Origin of the sequence: Microcystis wesenbergii NRERC-220 (assembly GCF_032027425.1) — a bacterium.
Classification (GTDB): domain Bacteria; phylum Cyanobacteriota; class Cyanobacteriia; order Cyanobacteriales; family Microcystaceae; genus Microcystis; species Microcystis wesenbergii_A.
Genome location: NZ_JAVSJA010000001.1, coordinates 3,064,080 through 3,084,135, shown reverse-complemented (window position 1 = coordinate 3,084,135; position 20,056 = coordinate 3,064,080). Strand labels below are relative to the sequence as shown.

General features: G+C 41.3%; 11 protein-coding genes and 1 pseudogene. 2 read left to right on the top strand and 10 right to left on the bottom strand.

Translation table 11 applies throughout. From position 1 onward, the window contains the following. Positions 1 to 45: 45 nt before the first annotated feature. A complete protein-coding gene (locus tag RAM70_RS15230) occupies positions 46 to 2,244 on the top strand; it encodes a GumC family protein (protein ID WP_312674475.1) in 2,199 nt (732 codons plus the stop codon). 12 nt (positions 2,245 to 2,256) lie between these two features. Here the strand turns inward: RAM70_RS15230 and RAM70_RS15225 are convergent, their stop codons facing one another. The 6 genes and pseudogenes from RAM70_RS15225 to RAM70_RS15200 all read right to left on the bottom strand — a co-directional run bounded on the left by RAM70_RS15225 (position 2,257) and on the right by RAM70_RS15200 (position 10,227). Continuing rightward, positions 2,257 to 3,699 (bottom strand): family 10 glycosylhydrolase, encoded by a 1,443-nt coding sequence (locus tag RAM70_RS15225; protein ID WP_312674474.1) that lies wholly within the window; start codon positions 3,697 to 3,699, stop codon positions 2,257 to 2,259. Further along, positions 3,683 to 4,609 carry a hypothetical protein gene (locus RAM70_RS15220; protein WP_312674473.1) on the bottom strand — a complete coding sequence of 309 codons (927 nt, stop codon included), beginning with the start codon at positions 4,607 to 4,609 and terminating at the stop codon, positions 3,683 to 3,685. The genes RAM70_RS15225 and RAM70_RS15220 overlap by 17 nt, the downstream gene beginning before the upstream one ends. 204 nt (positions 4,610 to 4,813) lie before the next feature. Continuing rightward, the gene (locus tag RAM70_RS15215; RefSeq protein WP_045357209.1) at positions 4,814 to 6,178 is read right to left on the bottom strand and encodes a DUF3370 domain-containing protein; all 1,365 of its coding nucleotides are present in this window, start codon (positions 6,176 to 6,178) and stop codon (positions 4,814 to 4,816) included. Positions 6,179 to 6,268: 90 nt separating this feature from the next. After that, positions 6,269 to 7,507, bottom strand: a pseudogene (locus tag RAM70_RS15210) (RNA-guided endonuclease InsQ/TnpB family protein). Between the two features lie 289 nt (positions 7,508 to 7,796). Continuing rightward, positions 7,797 to 8,246: a YlqD family protein gene (locus RAM70_RS15205; RefSeq protein WP_002782037.1), complete on the bottom strand. Its 450-nt coding sequence runs from the start codon at positions 8,244 to 8,246 to the stop codon at positions 7,797 to 7,799. 61 nt (positions 8,247 to 8,307) lie between these two features. Next, positions 8,308 to 10,227 carry a long-chain fatty acid--CoA ligase gene (locus tag RAM70_RS15200; RefSeq protein WP_045357190.1) on the bottom strand — a complete coding sequence of 640 codons (1,920 nt, stop codon included), beginning with the start codon at positions 10,225 to 10,227 and terminating at the stop codon, positions 8,308 to 8,310. 470 nt (positions 10,228 to 10,697) lie between these two features. Between RAM70_RS15200 and RAM70_RS15195 the strand changes: the two genes are divergently transcribed. Next, positions 10,698 to 11,291, top strand: a complete 594-nt coding sequence (locus RAM70_RS15195; RefSeq protein WP_045357188.1) for a Uma2 family endonuclease — start codon at positions 10,698 to 10,700, stop codon at positions 11,289 to 11,291. Between the two features lies 1 nt (position 11,292). Here the strand turns inward: RAM70_RS15195 and RAM70_RS15190 are convergent, their stop codons facing one another. The 4 genes from RAM70_RS15190 to RAM70_RS15175 all read right to left on the bottom strand — a co-directional run bounded on the left by RAM70_RS15190 (position 11,293) and on the right by RAM70_RS15175 (position 19,672). Next, positions 11,293 to 11,934: an OmpA family protein gene (locus tag RAM70_RS15190; protein WP_045357186.1), complete on the bottom strand. Its 642-nt coding sequence runs from the start codon at positions 11,932 to 11,934 to the stop codon at positions 11,293 to 11,295. A gap of 22 nt (positions 11,935 to 11,956) precedes the next feature. Further along, positions 11,957 to 15,283, bottom strand: a complete 3,327-nt coding sequence (locus RAM70_RS15185; protein WP_312674471.1) for a coiled-coil domain-containing protein — start codon at positions 15,281 to 15,283, stop codon at positions 11,957 to 11,959. Between the two features lie 91 nt (positions 15,284 to 15,374). Beyond that, positions 15,375 to 18,530 (bottom strand): tubulin-like doman-containing protein, encoded by a 3,156-nt coding sequence (locus RAM70_RS15180; protein ID WP_312674469.1) that lies wholly within the window; start codon positions 18,528 to 18,530, stop codon positions 15,375 to 15,377. 17 nt (positions 18,531 to 18,547) lie between these two features. Next, on the bottom strand, positions 18,548 to 19,672 hold the full coding sequence (locus RAM70_RS15175) for a vWA domain-containing protein (protein ID WP_312674467.1): 1,125 nt from the start codon (positions 19,670 to 19,672) through the stop codon (positions 18,548 to 18,550). Positions 19,673 to 20,056: the final 384 nt, after the last annotated feature.

Here is a 20,056-nt window from a genome sequence, read left to right as displayed (position 1 = left end):
CTTGACCGCTAAAATGTAAAGAATCTGGGAATATATTAAAAAGCTATGGCTCTACCAATTGTTGAACGATTTCTCATCTCGCTAAATCAAAACAAATTTGTGGGAATATTCGTATTCTTCGTCTGTTTAGGCGGTTCTGTGGGCTTTGCTCTTCTACCTGATCCTGAGAAACCCCCCACCTTTTATCGTGCCGTGGGACAATTAGCCTACCGGGTGCCGCCGCCAGCTTTTACCAGTACAGGAACCCAACTGCAACAAGCGGGACGAACCATCGATCTCGATTTACTGCTGTCTCCCCGGGTGTTGATCAGTACCGCCGAAAAATTGCAATTTAATCAAGAACAGATCATTAAAGTTCGCGATCGAGATTTAAAAATTACCTTCCCCGGTGAAGCGGAGGGAAAAAATAATAGCAATCAACCCCAAGAGATACTTTTAGAGTTAACGTCCGATTCCAAACCCAGGGCGGAGTTAATTCTCGAAACCTTGATGAAGGAAATGGTGGAATACAGTCGCTGGCTTAATACTTCCCAGTTACGCGCCCGCGTAGAAGCTCTCAGTGTCCGACTTAACGAAGTCCAAAAAGATTTAACCAGAGCCGAAGAAAAGTTTTATCGCTACATTAGTACCCAGGGTTCAGATTTATTGGCGATTCAAGATGGGAGTTTATTCGCCGCTATCACCAGCAGTCAACAGCAACAGCGAGAAATTCGCCTACAACTGCAAGGTATTCAAGGACAAATTAATAGTCTGAGTAAACAACTCGATTTAACCCCCGATCAAGCTTACACCTCCTCGGCCCTTAGTGCCGACCCGATTATTGCCAGTATCCGAGCGCAGATCTTGGACACGGAAGCCCAATTGGATCGACTACAGAAGGATTTACGTCCCGAACATCCCACCGTCGTTAAATTACGCAAACAACAGGAAGTTAACGAATCTCTCTTACAAAAAAGAGCCGCCGAGGTGATCGGAAAAGATGGCATCCTGACTGATCTTCCCAGCAGTCGCATCCGTCAGCAAAGTAATCTCGATGCCACCCGTCAACAACTAGCGGTTCAATTAGTCGCCCTGCAAACCCAGCGCGAGGGTTTAATGAAACAATTAGAATCCTTAGTGACTCAGGAAAAGCAATTACGCTCCCAATACGAGAAATTCCCCGATAAACAGCTACAGCAAGCTCGTTTAACCCAAGCCGTCGCCTTTCAACGGGGTATCTACGAGAATATTCTCAATGCTCTGGTGGATGCTCAGGCCGCAGAAGCGGAAACTGTGGGTAGTCTCACCATCGCCCAACCGCCGGTAGCTCAACCGATCCAACAGGTGTTTCACCGCAAAGATCGTCTCTTGATTCTCTTGGCGGGGGCTGGTTTGGGAACTTTAGCCGGATTGGGTACGATTCTCCTGTTAGCAGTGATCGATGATCGCCTGCACAGTACCCAAGAATTGCGGGAAGCTTTGGTCAGTCGGGATATCCTGCTCTTGGGACAATTGCCAATTATCCGGAATTTAGAGGGCGAGGAAATCGAGCCGATTCTCGCCGATGCTAATGCCAATTATCTCCCCTACTACGAACGTTTACGCAGTACCCTGCGACGTATTGGCGGCGGCGAAAAGGTGAAAGTGGTTATTGTCACCAGCATTACTGGCGGAGAAGGTAAAACCGCCACTGCCTATAATCTGGCGATCGCTGGTGGTTTGGCGGGCCGACGGACTCTGTTAATAGAAGGAGATCTGAGAAATCCTTCTAAGGCCGAAGAAATCGGAGTCACTCCCGATCCTAATTCTTTCGAAGAACCCCTACTTTACTACGGGGCAAAAAGTAAATCGATCCGGCTGGCCTCAAATATTGAAAACCTTTCCATTTTGCCTAGTCCCGGTCCGCACAAACAAGCGGCAGCTCTGATTGAATCGAGTGAATTACAATTAATTCTCAAAGATTCTCGCGGCCGTTTCGATCTGGTGATTGTTGATACTCCTTCTCTGTCTAGCTGTAATGATGCGCTTCTTTTAGAGGAACTAGCGGACGGGATTATTCTGGTAACGCGCCAGGCGATAACTCGTTCTAGTCTCTTGAGTGAAGCAATTAACCAGTTAACAGAAGCGGAAGTGAAAATTTTAGGGGCGGTGATTAACTACGTCGATATTACACCGACTCTCAACACCGCCCAACCAGTGCCACCTGTGATAGTTACCCCACCACAAGAAAAAACAGAGACAAAGGAAGTGAAAGTGGAGGTGTAAATGGGGTTACATTTAACAAAATCTTCTGGCTCGATCGAATTGTGGTTCTTGCCAAGAAAAAGCGAAATGACTGATACTATCTATGGTGGGAAAAGCTAGGCGAATCGCTTCCATTTGCACTTCTAAGGAGGGACGATTGTTATAGGTTTGTCCCCATAAACCGGCTAAAGCTGGGATAACAGGAGTTTGATTTCCCCTGCTTGCCACTACTCTTTTGATCTGATTAACTACACAGGTACTATCGTTACAATTAGCGTAGGACATGGGATGCCATTCTAGGGAAGCGGGAAAACTATCCCAAGCTTGTAAACGGGAATCAAAACCTTGATTACCCACAAGACGATTACCATCGGGAAAAAACACCGCCCCGGCGGGGATTCCCTGCCGTTCCACTAGGGCAGAAAAATAACTAATATAATCAATGACACCCTGGGCAGCATGGGCAACTGCTAGGAACCAAAGTTCTAATTTGAGGCGATTAAAACGACTTTGAACTGATTGTTTCATCTCCTCCTCTAAAGGTATTCTTCCTTGCCAAAGAGGGGCAGTTTCTTGGGGATAAAGACGATCGGCTTCGACGATATCATTAGGGGAAATTTGGCCACGAGTCAGATAGCGATCGATTAAAAATTTGCCCTTATTATTCAATCCTCGATTAATTAAAGCTTGTCGGGATGCCGGACTAAAAATCCATAAATCTTTGACATCATCAGCAACGGAATCGACTCCCGTTCCTCTGGGATAGCGAATATAATCAAATAAAACTCCATCGGGACGACGTTGTAAAATGGCTTCTAGGAGAATTAAATAATCCTGTCGCGCTTGATTACTGTAGGGATCGACAAAAGTTTGGGATCGATCATCGACAAAAGAGGTGCTATCCTGTCCTTTACCATTGCGTGCCAACACCTCCTGTCGATCGGGTTTTAAGCTATAAGCATAGCCAAAATTGAGGCTAAATAACCAAGCGTACACCTTTAAACCGCGTTTATGTCCCTGTTCGATCGCTTCTGCTAATAAATCCACATTTCCGGCACCGGGATTTTTAATGACGCTATCCCAAACGGTGGGATTATTGTTAGGGGGTAATAAGACTTGACCATCGGCAAAAACTTCCAGATAAACTGTATTATAACCTTTGGCCACGATGCGATCGAGGATACTTTCGATCGAGCCGGGGCGGGTATCACAGGAGTAGAGACGTAACCAGATCGCCTGTTCCTGTAACCAGTGTCGGGAACGACAAAAGCGCAATTGTTCAGCATATTTCTGCAATAAAATGTTATATTCTTGGGGCGAAGTTTGACGCAGATTTTCTTGTTGTTGGATTTCTGATTCGGACAGTTGACAATTATCATTGACAGCGAGGCTAGAGTTAATTCCTAGAGGACTACTCCAGAGGATTGTAGCGAGGAAACAAGATAGCGAGCGCAGACAATTAACTTTCTTTAACATAGTTGTTTACAGCGTTTGCTATTTTTTTATTGTTGGCATTTTCAGATAAATAGCCATTTTTCAGGAGAAAAGCTCTCAGGGCAGTGGGAAAGTCTGGATATTTGCCGATCACTGTACTTTCGCCATAGATATCTAGTCCCCAATCGGAGTTTTTATCGTAATTAGCGAGGAGAAATTGCCAAGCTTCTTCGTATTCTCCTAGGAGAATTTTCTGTGCCACATAACCAGCCAAAATGCCATTAACTTCGGACTTTTCTTTTTTAGCTAACTGAAAAGCTTTCAACATTGCTGCTAAAGTTTTTCTTAATTCTTGAGGATATTTTCTAGTGACATCTGCTAATTTACCCTGTTGAAAAGTATAAATTTTGGAGGGAGGAAAAGAGGCGGCGTAGGAACTAAAAGCATACAAAAAAGCATTATCAACGGTGACAAATTCATAATTATTATCTCCATCTAAATCTTCAAAACAACCACCACTACCATCTAAAAAACCCGTTTCTTCTCTAATAAATTTATCTTTTTGCCAAGTATAAATTACCAAAGATGTGCAGCAATGAGCGCCGCCGCTATAGGTGGAGACGATAATCTCATCGATGCCATTATTATCTAAATCTCTTAATTCAACATAGCCAGACCCAAAGGCACTATACCCGCTATTTTCCTGATAAAGTCGATCATTATAAAAGATTTTATAAGAAACATTATTAATATCAAAATTATCATCAACTCTCTCGTTTAGTTCGAGGGGTTGATAGCTAACTTGTACCTTAATTTTCCCCGATCTAACCACTTGATTTGTGAGGGGTTGACCGGTATCAAAATCGAGTTTAGTCACCGCTAAACTCGCAGCTGCATTGCCCAAAAATTGAGATAATAAGCAGCAAATAAAGCAAGTTTTGCTAATATTCATCGGCTAATTCCCAGAGAGAGATTAATATCAGTGTAAGTAGCTGGTTATAATTAAATTAAAAATGGATTTTAGGTTCGATCCCCCCTGCCCCCCTGAATAAGGGGGGTGCCGATAGGCGGGGGGATCTGAAAGTTTTTAATACCCACCTACTTATCTTACTTATTCTTCCCGACAATCAGCCGTTAACTTTTCGAGAAAAACTATCTATTCCAAAGTTTTAACGCTCAAAACTTGGGGAGGGGTGGCATCGGGGGGATAGAGAAAATCGAGATTAACGTCGCGTCGGGCGCCGGGGGGAAGTTCTATCTGTACTAAAGCTTCTCCCTGTTGTCCTTCCCGTTGAACGAGATGGAAAAAACGTTCCTCGGTGCGTCCCAGGGCGTTACGATAGGTAACGCGTACCGCCCCCCGGAAAAATACCTGTCCCTGGACGGGTTCAACAAATAGCAAGCGATCGAGATAATTGTCTTCTTTGATGGGGGTTTGAATACTCAAAGCCACCACCTGCGTCTTGCTAGTGTTGTTATATAGAGGTAAAGTCAGATAGTAGTGAACACCGTAGTTACCGTGAGCTTTGAAAGCCGTATCGGGATAACGCACTAACATGGGGGCGCTTTGAATTTGTCTGGTTCCGAAAGTAGCTGCTGTCACCGTACTTAAAGGATAGGCAAAAGCTTGACCGGGTTGAGGAATGGTGAGATTAATTCCCCCTTTGGGATCGACAATGCGGGTTGCCCATTCCGAACCGACAGAAATTCCGGCCACGCGACCATAAAAATTTCTTCTTCCGGGGGACCATTGATCGGGGGGAGTGGGGGGAAAATCGCGAGGGGCGGCCAAATCACCTCTAACTAATAGGGTACGCCATTCCTCTAGGGTAGGGGGACGAAAGGTTTCTATTTCCCGATCTTCGATTTTGACTTTTTGGGGAACTTCGTAGAGGGCTAAATTAGCCATATAGACCGGTCCATCGCTGTAGAGACGGAGGAGAGTCGAGCGGGCGCTACTTCTGGGGATAACCAGATCGAATAGCATCCGACTTTCGCCGGGGGGAATGACGATCTGGGTGGGAAATTGGGTATCATGGCGACGACGCATGATATCGCTGGCTAAACGGGAACCGGGACCGGAAAAAACCCGGCCGTTGGGATCTTCCACCAGAGAGGGTAAATCGACAAAAGGGGCATCGGCGGAGGTGACGTAACTGACTCCTTGCAGGATGCGGATAACGAGGTTTTTGGAGGTGGGATTAGTAACGATCAGTCCCTGGTGTAGGTTGCGATTGGGATCGGTTTGACGGGCGATGTGGTGGGTGAAAACGTCAAAACGTCCTTGTAGGGGGTGATTGAGATGAGCTATGGGATAACGTTTTCCTTTACCGGGGAAAGTGGAGAGGAGAATTCCCTCTTTTTCTACCACTTCGGGACTATTGCTATTAAAAACTAGAACGTCATTTAGTTGACCGGGCAACTGACGCACTTCCTGATATTGGGTGATTAATTTCCTCTCTATCTGGGGCAGAACCGAGGCGGACTGAGCTAAAAGAATAGTGGGTAAGAAAGAAAGCATAGAGATTCTATATTTATAGGATCTAATTAAGGGTGAGTCGATGGAGAGTTGACATCCTCACCGCCGTAAACGGACGGTGATTCCCAAACCTCACGATTTAGGCTTCGGCCGTGAGCTCAGCGTTCGACCGAGCTCACGCCGAGGTCCGAACGGTTTCTGCTTCTTTCCCTTGCGGGGTTCCGCACCTGCCTTAACAGATTTACTCTGTTCTGGTCATCAGGTCGCTCCACAGACTGACACCGCAAGCCCTGCGGCCAAAATATTTTTACTGGCGTTAATGTCTCGGTCATGGTGAGTCCCACAGTTCGGACAGTCCCACTCTCGAACATTTAACGGCAGCTTTTTCACAATATACCCACAATTACTGCACCGTTTAGAACTGGGAAAACATCTATCTATTTCGATGTAATTTTTCCCGTACCAACGGCATTTATAGGCTAATTGTCGGGTGATTTCTCCCCAGCTTACATCAGATATTGCCTGAGATAATTTCGGGTTTTTGACCATATTCTTAACGGCTAAATTCTCAACCACAATCGTTTGGTTTTCACGAACTAATTGAGTGGTTAGCTTGTGTAAATGGTCTTTCCTGCTATCGGTGATTTGAGCGTAAATCTTGGCTACTTTGATTCTTGCTTTTTCCCGATTTTTTGACCCTTTCTGTTTTCTAGAAAGATTTTTCGATGCTCTTCGCAGTCTCCGATAATGCTTTTTAAAATGCTTAGGATTAGATACTTTGTCACCATCGCTGGTAATCACAAGGCTACTAATTCCTAAGTCAATTCCGATGGCTTTATCTGTTACTGGTAAAGGCTTAATCGTTGGGTCATCAAATCTTATTGAAATATGCCAACGTCCTGAGGGATGTAATCTGACTGTTACTGTGCTTGGTTCACAGCTTTCTGGGATTTGTCTTGACCATCGAATAGGTAAAGGTTCTGTACATTTGGCTAAATAGATTTGTTTGTCTTTAATTTTAAAAGCAGACTTAGTAAATTCGGCACTTCCTCCCTGATGTTTTTTCTTAAAGTTGGGATACTTAGTACGACCAGCAAAGAAATTAGTGAAAGCTGTTTGTAAATGTCTTAACCCTTGTTGTAAGGGTACACAGCTAACTTCGTTTAAAAAGTCTAATTCTTCTTGCTTTTTCCAATCAGTTAGCATTGAAGAAGTTTCAGTATATCCTACTCTTTCTTGTCTTTCGTACCATGCTTGTGTTCTGACATGGAGAGCTTTATTGTAAACTAATCTTACACAGCCCAATGTGCGCCGCAATAGCGACTCTTGTTCTGGTGTTGGGTAAAATCGAAACGAATAGGCTTTTTCCATGTCTCACATTTTAGCATATATCGTGTAAATGCGCTAGTATTTAACAGTAAAGCCAACCTAGAACGGCGGGGTTTCAGACGCAAATTTTCGATGAAGTTATACAACAATATAGGCGAGTTTGTCCGGGCGATCGATAAAGAATCTTAATATATTTTTCAGGTCTGATCAAGTCCTGTCAGGGGTGATGTGAGCTAGGGGCGGTTTTCTCGGTTAGCAAGGGATAAAAACCCTTGCTATTGCCGATTTTAACGGTTAAGTTGACAGCGAAGGGTAACTGCTCACCCTAGCTTTAAATTTCGCCGCGAATCTCTTCGACGATGCCATCTCTAAGGACGAGTTCCACATTCATTTTTGCCACTAAGTTATCGCCTTTTTCGACGCGGAAAAAGCTTTCTAGTTGTGCTTGGGCGACTTCTTGATTGAGTTCCAAGAGTTGTACCTGTTGCAATTGTTGCAGATACTGGTTTTTTTGTTCGAGAAACTCACTTTTCTGTTGATTGACTTGGATTTGAATATTATCAATCTGTTGGGCAGCCGCGGGGGGTAAGGGGATCAGACTCTGGCGCTGAATTTCGGCGATCGCTCTTTGTCCTTGGCTTTCTAATTGTTGAATTTGTGCATCAATTTGAACCATTTGTGCTTGTAATTGCTGTTGTGCTTCTTCTTTCCAGCGCGGAGTCACGATGACTTTAATTGTCACCGGGCGCTTCAGTAATAAACTGGTTTGTGCGTCATCCATGATTTGCTTATCCTAAAAAGGTCTTTTTGTCAAGGGGTTAAAGAATATTTGCCAGAAATATTTACTTGGCAAACATCTCGTTAATCATATCGCGATAGCGTTGCGTTACTACCGGTCGTTTAATCTTTAAAGTTTGGGTCATCATGCCGTTTTCTTGGGAAAAAGGCTCTAAAATTAACTCAAAGGTTTTAATCTGGTCATCGGCACGATAACCGGGCCGATTTCTTACCTCGCGCTTTAATTCTTGTTGGTAGATATCTAAGACTTTTTTGCTGTAGAGATCGCTAGAAAGAATCGTTGAGCGATCGCTGTGAAGATCGGGTAAATTTAAGGATATTTTCTGTTCTTGGGCCCAATTGGCCAGTATATCAAGATTAGGCACGATCAAAGCCCCCAAAGCTTTTTGATCCTGTCCCACTAGCATGATTTGGGAGATAAAGGGACTGCGTAAACAAGCATCTTCAATCGGTTGCGGTTCGATATTTTCACCATTGCTCAAAACAATTGTATCTTTGGCCCGTCCGGTTAAAACTAAATCCCCGGCAGCGGTTAACCAACCAATATCACCGCTATCAAACCAACCATCGGGAGAAATCGCTTTTTCGGTTGCTTCGGGTTTTTTATAGTATCCCTGCATCACCTGCGGACCACGAATCAAGACTAAACCGTGTTTTTCTGTGGGTAAGACTTCTTTGCTGTGTAAATCGACAATACAGATTTCTGTCTGAAAGACGGGACGACCGGCAGACCCGCGCAGGTTATGATCGATACGACGGACGGTAGCGACGGGAGAAGTTTCTGTCAGTCCATAACCAACTAAAATCGGGATTCCCGCAATCTCATAGAAAGTATCTAGATGTCTGGCTAAGGAACCACCGCCACTAACCAAGATTTTAACTTTATTTCCCACTGCTTGGCGAATTTTGCCATAAACTAGCTTATCACCGATGGCATGGAGGGGATAGAGTAAGAGGGATTGAATTCTTGCTTTTAGTCTTTCTCCGGGGGAAGCGTGAAGATGATCTAGACTGAGATTATCAGCGATACGTTTAGCAATAACGTAATTTTCCGACTTTTCTAGCAAAAATCGCACTAATTTCTGTTTTGTGGCCGATTGTTCGCTAAATTGCTTTTGGATACCCTCGTAAAGAGATTCCCAAAGACGGGGAACTCCCACCATTAATTGCGGACTAAATTGCTTTAAATCCTGCTTAAAAGTGCGAATACTGGTGTAAATCTGGGTGCAACCTTGAGCTAGACTGAAATACTCACAACTGCGCTCGTAGGAGTGCCATGAGGGTAGTATACTTAAAACTCGATCGCCGGGATCCGGTTGAAAGATAGCATTTAAGTTGCGTACCTGATGCAGGAGATTACCGTGACTTAACATCACCCCTTTGGGTTGTCCCGTCGTTCCCGATGTGTAGATGAGGGTAGCCAGATCATTTTCGCTCTTGGTGATGGGTTTAAGGGTGTTCTCAGCCCCGATCGCCATTAGTTGCTTGAAATTTAAGGTCTGCACGGAAATCGCCCCAGTAGCGGGGTCTTCGTCGGTGAGCAGCACGATTAATTTTAGGGGCAATTCAGGGATTTTTGCCAGCAATTTGCCTAAAGTTTGGTTATTTTCCACAATCAGCGTCTGACTGTCACTATCGGCCAGAATGTAGGCTAATTCCTCGGCATCTGCTTGAGCAGATCGTACCGCGTTGGCGGCCCCGGCTGCCATGGAACCTTGGTCGGCAATAAACCACCGGGGACTATTATCGGCAAATAAAGCGACATTTTCGGTTTCTGTGACTCCTAATGCTTGTAAAGCGGCGGCAAATTGCTGAATTTGTTGATAAAGTTCCCGATAGGTGAGAATTACTTCTGGTTTACTGTGGGGATCGTGCAGGGCGATAATATTGGGGAAACGCTGGGCAACTATTGACCAAACTTCGGGTAAAGATTGAATATTTGAATAGTCAATTAGGGTTGTCATAGCAGTAGTTATAGAGAGTTACAAGGGTAATAACATATAGATTAACCATTCGAGGCTCTTTTTGCTGGTTCTCCTAGACAGTATTTCAACAGGTATCTGTCCTGCAAAGTTAATTTCCTAGTTGAGACTCGGAGAGTGGAGACTTTTCGGTTATCGGTGAACAGTGAACGGTAATCAGGGAATGTACTGTTACTTAATACTGCTTACTGATTACGGAAAAAGCTAACGGTTTAGATGTATAATTAATTTTGCTTAGGTAAGTGGTTCTAATTAAATAGAAGATAGATTTTGCCTCTGATCCCCCCCACCCCTAGTAGGGTTGATTCATGAATCAACCCTACTATGAATCAACCCTACTATAAATCAACCCTACTATGAATCAACCCTACCCCTTAATAAGGGGGGTGCCGACAATTTTTAACACCTACCTGCTTAGGTACTTAATAAAGTTGTGATTAGGAGAAAAAACGATGATTGCTCTATCTAACTATAATAATCTCACTCCAGAAGAATATCTTCAGTTTGAAGAAAAAAGTCCCATTAAACACGAGTATATCGATGGGCAAATTTACGCCATGGCAGGGACGACGGATACTCATAATATTGTTTCGGGGAATATATACACAATTATTCGTAATCATTTGCGGGGTTCCGATTGTCGGGTTTATTTTGCCGATTTGAAAGTCAGATTAGAGAAGCGCAATCACTTTTATTATCCCGATATTATTGTCACCTGCGATGACAGAGATAGAGAAACCGCTACCTACAAAAGGTTTCCTAAATTGATTATCGAAGTTCTCTCCGATTCCACAGAAGCTTTTGACAGGGGTGATAAATTTAATGATTATCAAACTCTAGAAAGTTTAGAGGAATATGTCTTAGTCAATAGTAAACACCAACGAGTGGAAACTTTTCGACGGGGTGAACAGGGTTTATGGATTCTGCAAACCTATCAGGAAGAAAGTTTTAGTTTGCAGAGTATTAATCTGACGGCATCTTTTCGGGATTTATACGAGGATGTCACCCTAGAAACGGTTAATTATTCCGTGGAAGAAATAGAATAAATCATTGTTTTTTACCGGGGGGAATAAAACGGATTTCAATTCTGCGTCTGCTTGCATCTGCGTCACGATTAACCGCAGCTAAGTTACCCGATGGGAGGTATAACTGTCCTGCGGAAAAAGCTCGAAATTTGACGTTTTTGAGTTTACCGGTGTTTTCGATTTCTTGCACTACTGCTAAAGCGCGCATTAATCCTAAATCAGTGTTAGAACCGGGTACTAGCATTTTAACAGATTGTTTTCTGCTGGCAACCGATTCGATATTTTTATCGAGATTACTTGTCTTTTGTATTCCCTGTCCGTCGGTGTGTCCAATTACTTGAATAAAGTCGATTTCTCTGTCTTTGGTAATGGTTTCGATAGCGGGAATAATGCGCTGACGAATATAGGTTTTTAAAGCGGGGTTTAATTCAGCACTTCCCGACTGAAATTTGAATTTTCCTGATTTTTCATCGATAACTATCGGGGTTGCTGTTTGCAGTTTTCGGTTAGCTTCCTCCAGTTTGCTGATGAGATTATAGGACTGAAAAAGTGCCAAGAGGAGAAATAAACTCAGAATCATGAAAGCATTGGACATTAAATCGGTAAATGCGGGATAAACATCCACCGATTTATCTTCATCCCGGTAGTAGGTACGTCTAGACATAGTTACTTATATGTTGGTGAAGTTATTCAAATAGGGTGTTAATGTCATCCAGAACATCTTTTTGAGGAGGATTAGGGATTGTCTCACAAAGTTTTTCTATCTTATCCTTTAAGTTAGAAAAGTCAGACTGAACATCTTTTTTAGTAGGATTAGGGATTGTCTCAAAAAGTTTTTTAAGTTCTTCCAACTTCTTATTTAACTTATAAATGTCATCCTGAACATTTTTTTGAGCAGGATTAGGGATTGTCTCAAAAAGTTCTTCTATCTCATCCTTTAAGTTAGAAAAGTCAGAACGCATATCGTTAATTTTCTCCAGTTCTGCTAAACATTTTTGAATTTCTCCATAGATGTGTTCAATCATTTTCTGATTCGATTTATTTTCCTTAGCGATAACTTTCTCTAACTTATCTCGCAAAGATTCTAAGTTAGCAGTTAATTGACTGGTGTTGGTGTTCACTGAATTAATTACCTGAGAAAAATCTGATTTAAGGCTGCCAAATTGATTGGCTGTTTTCTCAATAGATTGGGAAACTGCTTTTAATTGTTCTGAGTTCTTAGTTAATTTATCATCAACTACCGTCCTTAAGTTATTGCTTAAAAGGTTTAACTCAGACTGTAAGCTTTCCTTGACTTGAGTAAGTTGCTCTGTCACTGTATCAATTAACTGAGACAAGTTAGCATTAGTCACCTCTGGATTATTACTAGAGCGCTCAATCCCATGGGAAGCAGTGAGAATTTTATCGGAGGTTTGGGAGAGTCTTTCATCGAGACTATTGATAAGTTGGTTTCCTAATTGTTTCGACTCGGAGTTAAAACTGTCTTGATAGGTTTTCACGGTTTCGATTAATTTTACTAATTCTCCCTGAATGTTAGATAACTTTTCTTGTTCGGTGACTAAGCGTTGCTGATTTTGTTCTAGGATTGTCTCAGATACTTGAGTAAGTTGCTCTGTCACTGTATCAATTAACTGAGACAGGTTAGCATTAGTCACATCGAGATTATTACTAGAGCGCTCAATCCCATGGGAAGCAGTGAGGATTTTATCGGAGGTTTGGGAGAGTCTTTCATCGAGACTATTGATAAGTTGATTGCCTAATTGTTTCGACTCGGAGTTAAAACTGTCTTGATAGGTTTTCACAGTTTCGATTAATTTTACTAATTCTCCCTGAATGTTGGATAACTTTTCTTGTTCGGTGACTAAGCGTTGCTGATTTTGTTCTAGGATTGTCTCAGATTTTTGATTCAAGTCAGTAATTTTTATTCCTAACTCAACCATAGTTGTCATGGAACGCTGGAAGTCTTGAGTTAAAGAAGCTAGAGATTGAGTTGATTGGTTTAAATCAGACTGTAAGCTTTCCTTGACTTGAGTAACTTGCTCTGTCACTGTATCAATTAACTGAGACAAGTTAGCATTAGTCACCTCTGGATTATTACTAGAGCGCTCAATCCCATGGGAAGCAGTGAGAATTTTATCGGAGGTTTGGGAGAGTCTTTCATCGAGACTATTGATAAGTTGGTTTCCTAATTGTTTCGACTCGGAGTTAAAGCTGTCTTGATAGGTTTTCACGGTTTCGATTAATTTTACTAATTCTCCCTGAATGTTAGATAACTTTTCTTGTTCGGTGACTAAGCGTTGCTGATTTTGTTCTAGGATTGTCTCAGATACTTGAGTAAGTTGCTCTGTCACTGTATCAATTAACTGAGACAGGTTAGCATTAGTCACATCGAGATTATTACTAGAGCGCTCAATCCCATGGGAAGCAGTGAGGATTTTATCGGAGGTTTGGGAGAGTCTTTCATCGAGACTATTGATAAGTTGATTGCCTAATTGTTTCGACTCGGAGTTAAAACTGTCTTGATAGGTTTTCACAGTTTCGATTAATTTTACTAATTCTCCCTGAATGTTAGATAACTTTTCTTGTTCGGTGACTAAGCGTTGCTGATTTTGTTCTAGGATTGTCTCAGATTTTTGATTCAAGTCAGTAATTTTTATTCCTAACTCAACCATAGTTGTCATGGAACGCTGGAAGTCTTGAGTTAAAGAAGCTAGAGATTGAGTTGATTGGTTTAAATCTGTAGTAGAATTAGCAAACTGTTGATGAGCAGTCATTAAATCTGCGGTTGCTTGCACTAACTTATCAGCAAATTGACTACTTTCGATTTTTTCGGAAGCTTCCAGAAAACCTAGCGCACTATTTTGTAATTTTTGAGAAGATTCTTGGATATTTAAATACACTTGTTCTGCTAAATCGTTAGCTCTTTTATTACTGCTGATAATCTCCCCGATATTCTGCTCTAGTATTGCAGTGGATTGAGAGAATCTCCCTTGGGTTTCTGCTAAACTAGCGGTAAAACTTTCGATATTACCAGAGAAGTTACTTTTTTCAATTAACTCTGACGCTTGTTTAAAAAGCAGTACACTATTTTTTAGTTCCTGAGAGGATTGTGTAAACTCTCGGTTTGCTTGCGTGATAATTGGTACTTGCTCGTTAAGTTCAAAAGCTGAACGCTGAAAAGTCGTCGCACCGGTAGATAAAGTTCCCGCAGTTTCAGTTAATCTTTCACAAACCTGGGTGACTAACTTAGCGGTTTCCTGATTACGTTCGGCAATTTCTTTAGCAACTTCTCTTAAAGAAGATTCTAATACTCTCGTCACCTCAGTATGAAAGTTATTTAGAAATGTTTCCTGTTTCTCCACCATGCGATTAACCGCTTTATCCAAGCGACTATTCCCTTTTACAGTGTTATCTAAATAGTCTTCTAGGGAGCTAATTAGATTTACTTTAGCAAGGTTGGTGTTAAAGATTAAGTTAATCACAGTCAGTAAAGAACTACAAGCTAAACCAATTAAGCTAGTGATAAAAGCAATCCCCATACTTTCTAGGGGAGTTTTGAGCTTTTCTCCTAAACTTTGCACATCGACATTATTAATATCGATAAGTGTGCTGATTCCCGTCAGATTGAGGGTAATTCCGAGGAAAGTTCCCAATAAACCAAAAGCGAGGAGGAGATTGGGTAACACTCTCACAAAATAATCCCATTTCTCGCATCTGAGAGATTTAGACATGAAAGTAAATTTTTCCGCATGGTATAAACTATCCACCAAAGCTGCGGTATTAACATCATCTAGTTGATTACTGGCTATCTTAAATCTATTCTCTAGATTGGAGACAATTTTTGGTTGAACACCGCGACTTTTCCCCCGAATTAAACGCTTGACTTTTGCGGTTGACTTTTGGAGATGTTTATAGAGAGCAATCCGGATTCCCACAGCTAAGACGGTGGGAAAAATAACCAAGACTAGAGTTAAAAGAATCAGATAGGGGGGAAAAAGGTTAAGTAATGCCATGATAGTTATTGGATACCTCGAATTGTGGTTGATAGAGAGAGTTGGGGGTGAATGTTTCCTCAGATAGCTGGGGAAACATTATTAAGATTGATTAATTTGACCATTCATCAGTAGTGCTAACCTCTGCGGGTAAACTGGGTTGACTACTGTTATTGTTTGTTCCCAGTAAAGTTTGTTGCTTTTGCTGTTGTTTGTCGAGTTTTTTCTGTTCAGCAGCACGTTTTTCTAGTTCCATTTTCAGTTGATTAACAAAACGGGTGATAATTCCTTCTTTTGCCTCCTGTATATGATTTCCATCTTGTCCAGCTACCTTATCTTTGTAGCGATAATTAGGGTGATAGGAGGGTAAATTTTTGACATTGTTGACAAAATAGCTGACGTTCTGGAAATAATCACCCTCGTTAGTAAATAATAGAGGAGGATTAGCCAAAATCTCATTTTTTGCGTGATTAAGCAGTACCTGCAAAGCATTAATCATGTCCTTCCGAGAAGCAAATTGTTCTAAAGCAAGTCGCCAATTACCGCTAATGTCAATGATGGACTTATTGTTAAATAAATCGCCTTCAATGACTAATTGATAAGTATCATCTTCCTCATCGTATTCTAGTAAACCGAGAGCAATTGCGGGATAGAAAATAAACTCTAATTCCTCAATTAATTTGGCAGGTGGTGGGATAATATCAGCAAAATCTATCCTGTAATCATTGTGTAAAATGCTGATTCTCTTTTGGTCTTGATAGATTTTTTGTAACCCAGATAAATCAGTAATGATTCTTAGGGGAAACCCACCAAACTCGTAGGTAATTAGGATTTCTTCGTCGGTTTGAATTGATTCAAAAGAAGTCCCCCGATTAATATTTAAATCAGATTCGAGAGTCTTCATAAATCTTTGCATGGTGGGTGAATTATCATCCTTAGTCCCAATTAGTAATGCTTTATCTGTATGCAAACGATAGTAAGCATCATTAACATTTATGGGTAACATTAAATCAGCTTCTCGCAGAATTTGCGCCAAGCGTTCAGGAAAATCATGTGGTCTATATTGACCCATAAATCGCTTAATTACTGCATCAATTTTATTAGTGCTTACTGATTGAAACTGTTTCTCGATTGTTGCTGTTAGGGTATCTTTGAGAGTTTCATTATCAATAACAAAAGATTGGCTAAATAAACTGAATAGTGAAGCATTATAGCCTAAATTATTGGTGACTTTTTGGCTAACGGAAATGTATTGAGTTCGGGAGTTACTGTCAGGGATACAGTTATCAATATTCTCCTCTGGGAAAATACCTTCCCCAGTCATCTCGTCGAGATTTAACTGCATTAACTCCTGTTCGTATTTATCGTATTCTGTGATTAGCTGATATAGGGTTTCTTTCAGTTGTTGTATCTGCAGCATTCGACTGGAAATATGCTTGAGAATCGCTTCAACAATCTTTCTGGATTCCCCATTGATGCTGAAATTAAAGTTATGCTGAATTAATTTTTGTCCGCTTTGAACGTAGTCTCTTAACTCGGCCTTGATTCTCTCACTATTGGCATTTTTATTGAACATCTTGAAGACAGACTTTTTCCCGTTTATATCTTCGAGAGTTTGTTTGAGATTTCGCCAAATGTTATCAATTTTTTCCGAGGAATGAAACCCTTTATTATCCTGAGATAATTCCTCTAGATTCCCCTTGTAGGTATTAATCTGTACTTGTAAAGCGACCAAAAAAGATAGGCTATTTTCCAAAGAAAATTCTAAGCTATCAGGATTAAGAAGAATCTCCAAAAATTGGTCAATATCTGACTTAAATTTTTCGATTAATTTAGGTTGAGTTTGTTGGGTCAGAGTTAACCAGATTCCGCGACTGCTATCTGTTTCTCCTCCTTGTACTTTGCGAAACTCTTTTTCTAGGGATTGCTTGACGGTTTGGGGTAAATTCTCCAAATCTTGACTATTGGATATTTCTTCCTCTAGGGAATTTTTCCAAGCGGTTAAAGTCTTAGAAAAAGTTTTATTATTCTCTAGGGTTGCCTCTTCCAATCTGGCAGTAAAATAATCCTTATTACTTTGGGTACTCCAATTAGCTAGGAACTTACTTAATAACTCTTGTCCACTGGGACTTTGACCATATCCCTCTAACCAAAATTTAATTAATTTGAGACTAAAACGATTGAGACCAATCTGCACAATTCGGTCGCGAGTAAAATAAATCCTCGCTAGTCCAAAGGAGATATAACCTTGACACATCTGAAAAGGATGATTATCTTTACGAATCATCGGGTCTTTATAGTTATCCCGATTTCTTTTGATGGGGAGAGATAACTCATCGGCAAAATCCAAGAAAATCTTGTAAGCAATGACATTACATAATTTACCTTTATTATTAATCTGGTAATCTCCCGCAGTGCGATTAGAAACTAAGTAGGCAAAATCAAAAGGAGAACGTTTTTCATCGATGTGGACGAAATTTTGTTTATCATAACAGACTTGAAAGGAATTACTTTCATTGGTATAATGATCTAACTCTTTCAAAGCTGCATAGGTATTAGCTCTCATAATTGCCCCATCACCATAAAGTTTAGGACTAATTACCAAATAACCAAAGGATGTATATTCGGCGGTTTGTTGTAAAATATGACGCAAAGTGTAGGCCACATCGAGGAAAATACCGCTACCAGTTCCCCCACACAAAGAACCGACAACAAAGACATTTAACCCCCCTTGGACATTAAAACTTTGACCGTTAACTTTACCGCTAAACATAAAGGATTCATGACCAGAAGTTCGTCTTTCCGCTGCTTCAATTGCTTCCTGAATTTTTTGATAGTTATGGAAGAAAGCTAAACGACCGACGGGACGAATACCCCCCGCACCATTTTCAATGGCAGTTATTTGTTTTTTTAGTCTTGGGTCTAACCAGCTTTCAATATGGGAAAAGGGACTTTCAAAAAGGGTTTGGTGTTCAAGTTCATAGGTGAGATTGTTAACATCCTGAGCATTCATATTAATAAATACTCTTTCAGCAGCTGATAGAAGAATTTCTTCCCCGTGATAGCTATTTCCGGTGGGTAAACCCGAACCATTAAAAGCATTTTTATCTGTGTCAATATGAACAAAACTGACAACGGGTAGGTTAGATAACTTCCCATACTTATCAATAATAAAGCGACGAATTCTCATCAACACATCTCGACCAGTACCACCTAATCCGATGATAATTGTCCGTTTGATAGCGCGGGTTTGACTGGTGTTAGCCATGGTTTAAATCTCCTGAGTTATTTTTTGCTAATCTGAATTTGTAGGTCGAAATCTTGATGGTTATGGTGATAGGTTAAAGTCAGGTAATTTTTATCTATTTTCACCTCCTGAGTTAGTTGACTACCTCGATAAAAAATCTCTGCTTGTTGACTGGGTTTCAGATATAACTGATTGCCGCGTCTTTCTAAATAGCAGCGAATTTCTTCCCCAGGACAAGGGATGGTATTCTTATGATATTCATCACCACCGATGTTAATTTTTCCAGATGTTTTTAAAATATATTTTTGGGTTTCATCTTCATCATCATTAGAGGAGACTTCAATAGTCCAAGCAGTATTTAACAGCAACCAGTGACGAATTCCCAAAATACTCGCTACTATTCCCCCAATTCCCATTAATGTAATTACCAATGCTGGCAACCATAACTGACTCAAGAGATAAGAATTAATCAAACAAGTTTCTTGTCCTCCCGGTGCGGGAGTACAAAACTCTTGTGCTGTGGGAGCAATATCGACAACTGATAGTTTATATTTATTGCCGTTAGTGGCGGTAATTTCTTGGGTTCTTAGATTAATTGGTAGGGAATTAAGCCAGTTTTGTCTCTCCAAACTTTCGGGAGAATCAGCAAGACGAAAAGGGCTATTTTTTGGGTTTTCTATCCACTGTTGTGAAGTAATCCCCGCAGCGGTAGAAAGGGGTGCATCGGTAATCCAAACTACCGACTGGGGTTTGATAGCTTGATTGGCAGTTAAACGACACTGATTTAAGCGTGCCAGTCGGGGATAAACGTGCCATTCTGCGCGCTGAATATCGGTATTTTTAGCACTTTGGCTAGATTGCCAGGGAATCGCTTTTAAAACCGCATCTATATCTTCCTTTCCGCGAATTAAAATCGGTTCTGTAATCGGTTGGACATTATCAGCAAAGGGAACTAAATAAACGGAATCGTTATTTTTTAAACTATCGCGAATAATTTGACCGAGGCGCGTGCGTCCTTCATCATTAAAGTTAACACTACCGGTAAGATCGATCGCTAGGATAACATCTCGTCCCTGCCAACGAGCCACAAAATCTAATCCCAGTTTTTGCCAATCAGTAAGCGGTTCCCCGGGGGATACCGTTAAACATTCAGCACTTTTCATCTAACCTCGTCCGAGAGTGAAAAATTGAGCTTATCCCTATCCTTCCGCCATTGTACTAAAAAGTTAATACTTCTTAAAAGTTTTTTTCGCTTTTATTCTCGATTTGCCCTAGGTCATTGTCAATAGTAACCATAGAGTAAAATAAATTTTAAAGTTCAGCTGCCCGCGCATTTAAATTGCTTGTTGAGATAAGGCACTCTTGCAAGAGGCAACCCCCCCTTGCCCCCCCGACGTCGGGGGGGTTGGGGGGGTGGGGGAGATTCAGAGGTTAAAATGGGTCCTATAGCGGTGTGCAGTCGTATGAGGTACAGTGTCACGAGCTATAAACCATGCTAGGCAAAGCTTGGTTTGTATCTCACTCAAGCGCTTACCGCTATAGCTTAT

Excerpts from the sequence above, each read along its gene's own strand:
- RAM70_RS15225 (WP_312674474.1), bottom strand. The coding sequence starts at position 3,699 with ATGTTAAAGAAAGTTAATTGTCTGCGCTCGCTATCTTGTTTCCTCGCT.
- RAM70_RS15205 (WP_002782037.1), bottom strand. The coding sequence starts at position 8,246 with ATGGATGACGCACAAACCAGTTTATTACTGAAGCGCCCGGTGACAATT.
- RAM70_RS15175 (WP_312674467.1), bottom strand. The coding sequence starts at position 19,672 with ATGAAAAGTGCTGAATGTTTAACGGTATCCCCCGGGGAACCGCTTACT.
- RAM70_RS15195 (WP_045357188.1), top strand. The coding sequence starts at position 10,698 with ATGATTGCTCTATCTAACTATAATAATCTCACTCCAGAAGAATATCTT.
- RAM70_RS15185 (WP_312674471.1), bottom strand. The coding sequence starts at position 15,283 with ATGGCATTACTTAACCTTTTTCCCCCCTATCTGATTCTTTTAACTCTA.
- RAM70_RS15190 (WP_045357186.1), bottom strand. The coding sequence starts at position 11,934 with ATGTCTAGACGTACCTACTACCGGGATGAAGATAAATCGGTGGATGTT.
- RAM70_RS15180 (WP_312674469.1), bottom strand. The coding sequence starts at position 18,530 with ATGGCTAACACCAGTCAAACCCGCGCTATCAAACGGACAATTATCATC.
- RAM70_RS15200 (WP_045357190.1), bottom strand. The coding sequence starts at position 10,227 with ATGACAACCCTAATTGACTATTCAAATATTCAATCTTTACCCGAAGTT.
- RAM70_RS15230 (WP_312674475.1), top strand. The coding sequence starts at position 46 with ATGGCTCTACCAATTGTTGAACGATTTCTCATCTCGCTAAATCAAAAC.
- RAM70_RS15220 (WP_312674473.1), bottom strand. The coding sequence starts at position 4,609 with ATGAATATTAGCAAAACTTGCTTTATTTGCTGCTTATTATCTCAATTT.
- RAM70_RS15215 (WP_045357209.1), bottom strand. The coding sequence starts at position 6,178 with ATGCTTTCTTTCTTACCCACTATTCTTTTAGCTCAGTCCGCCTCGGTT.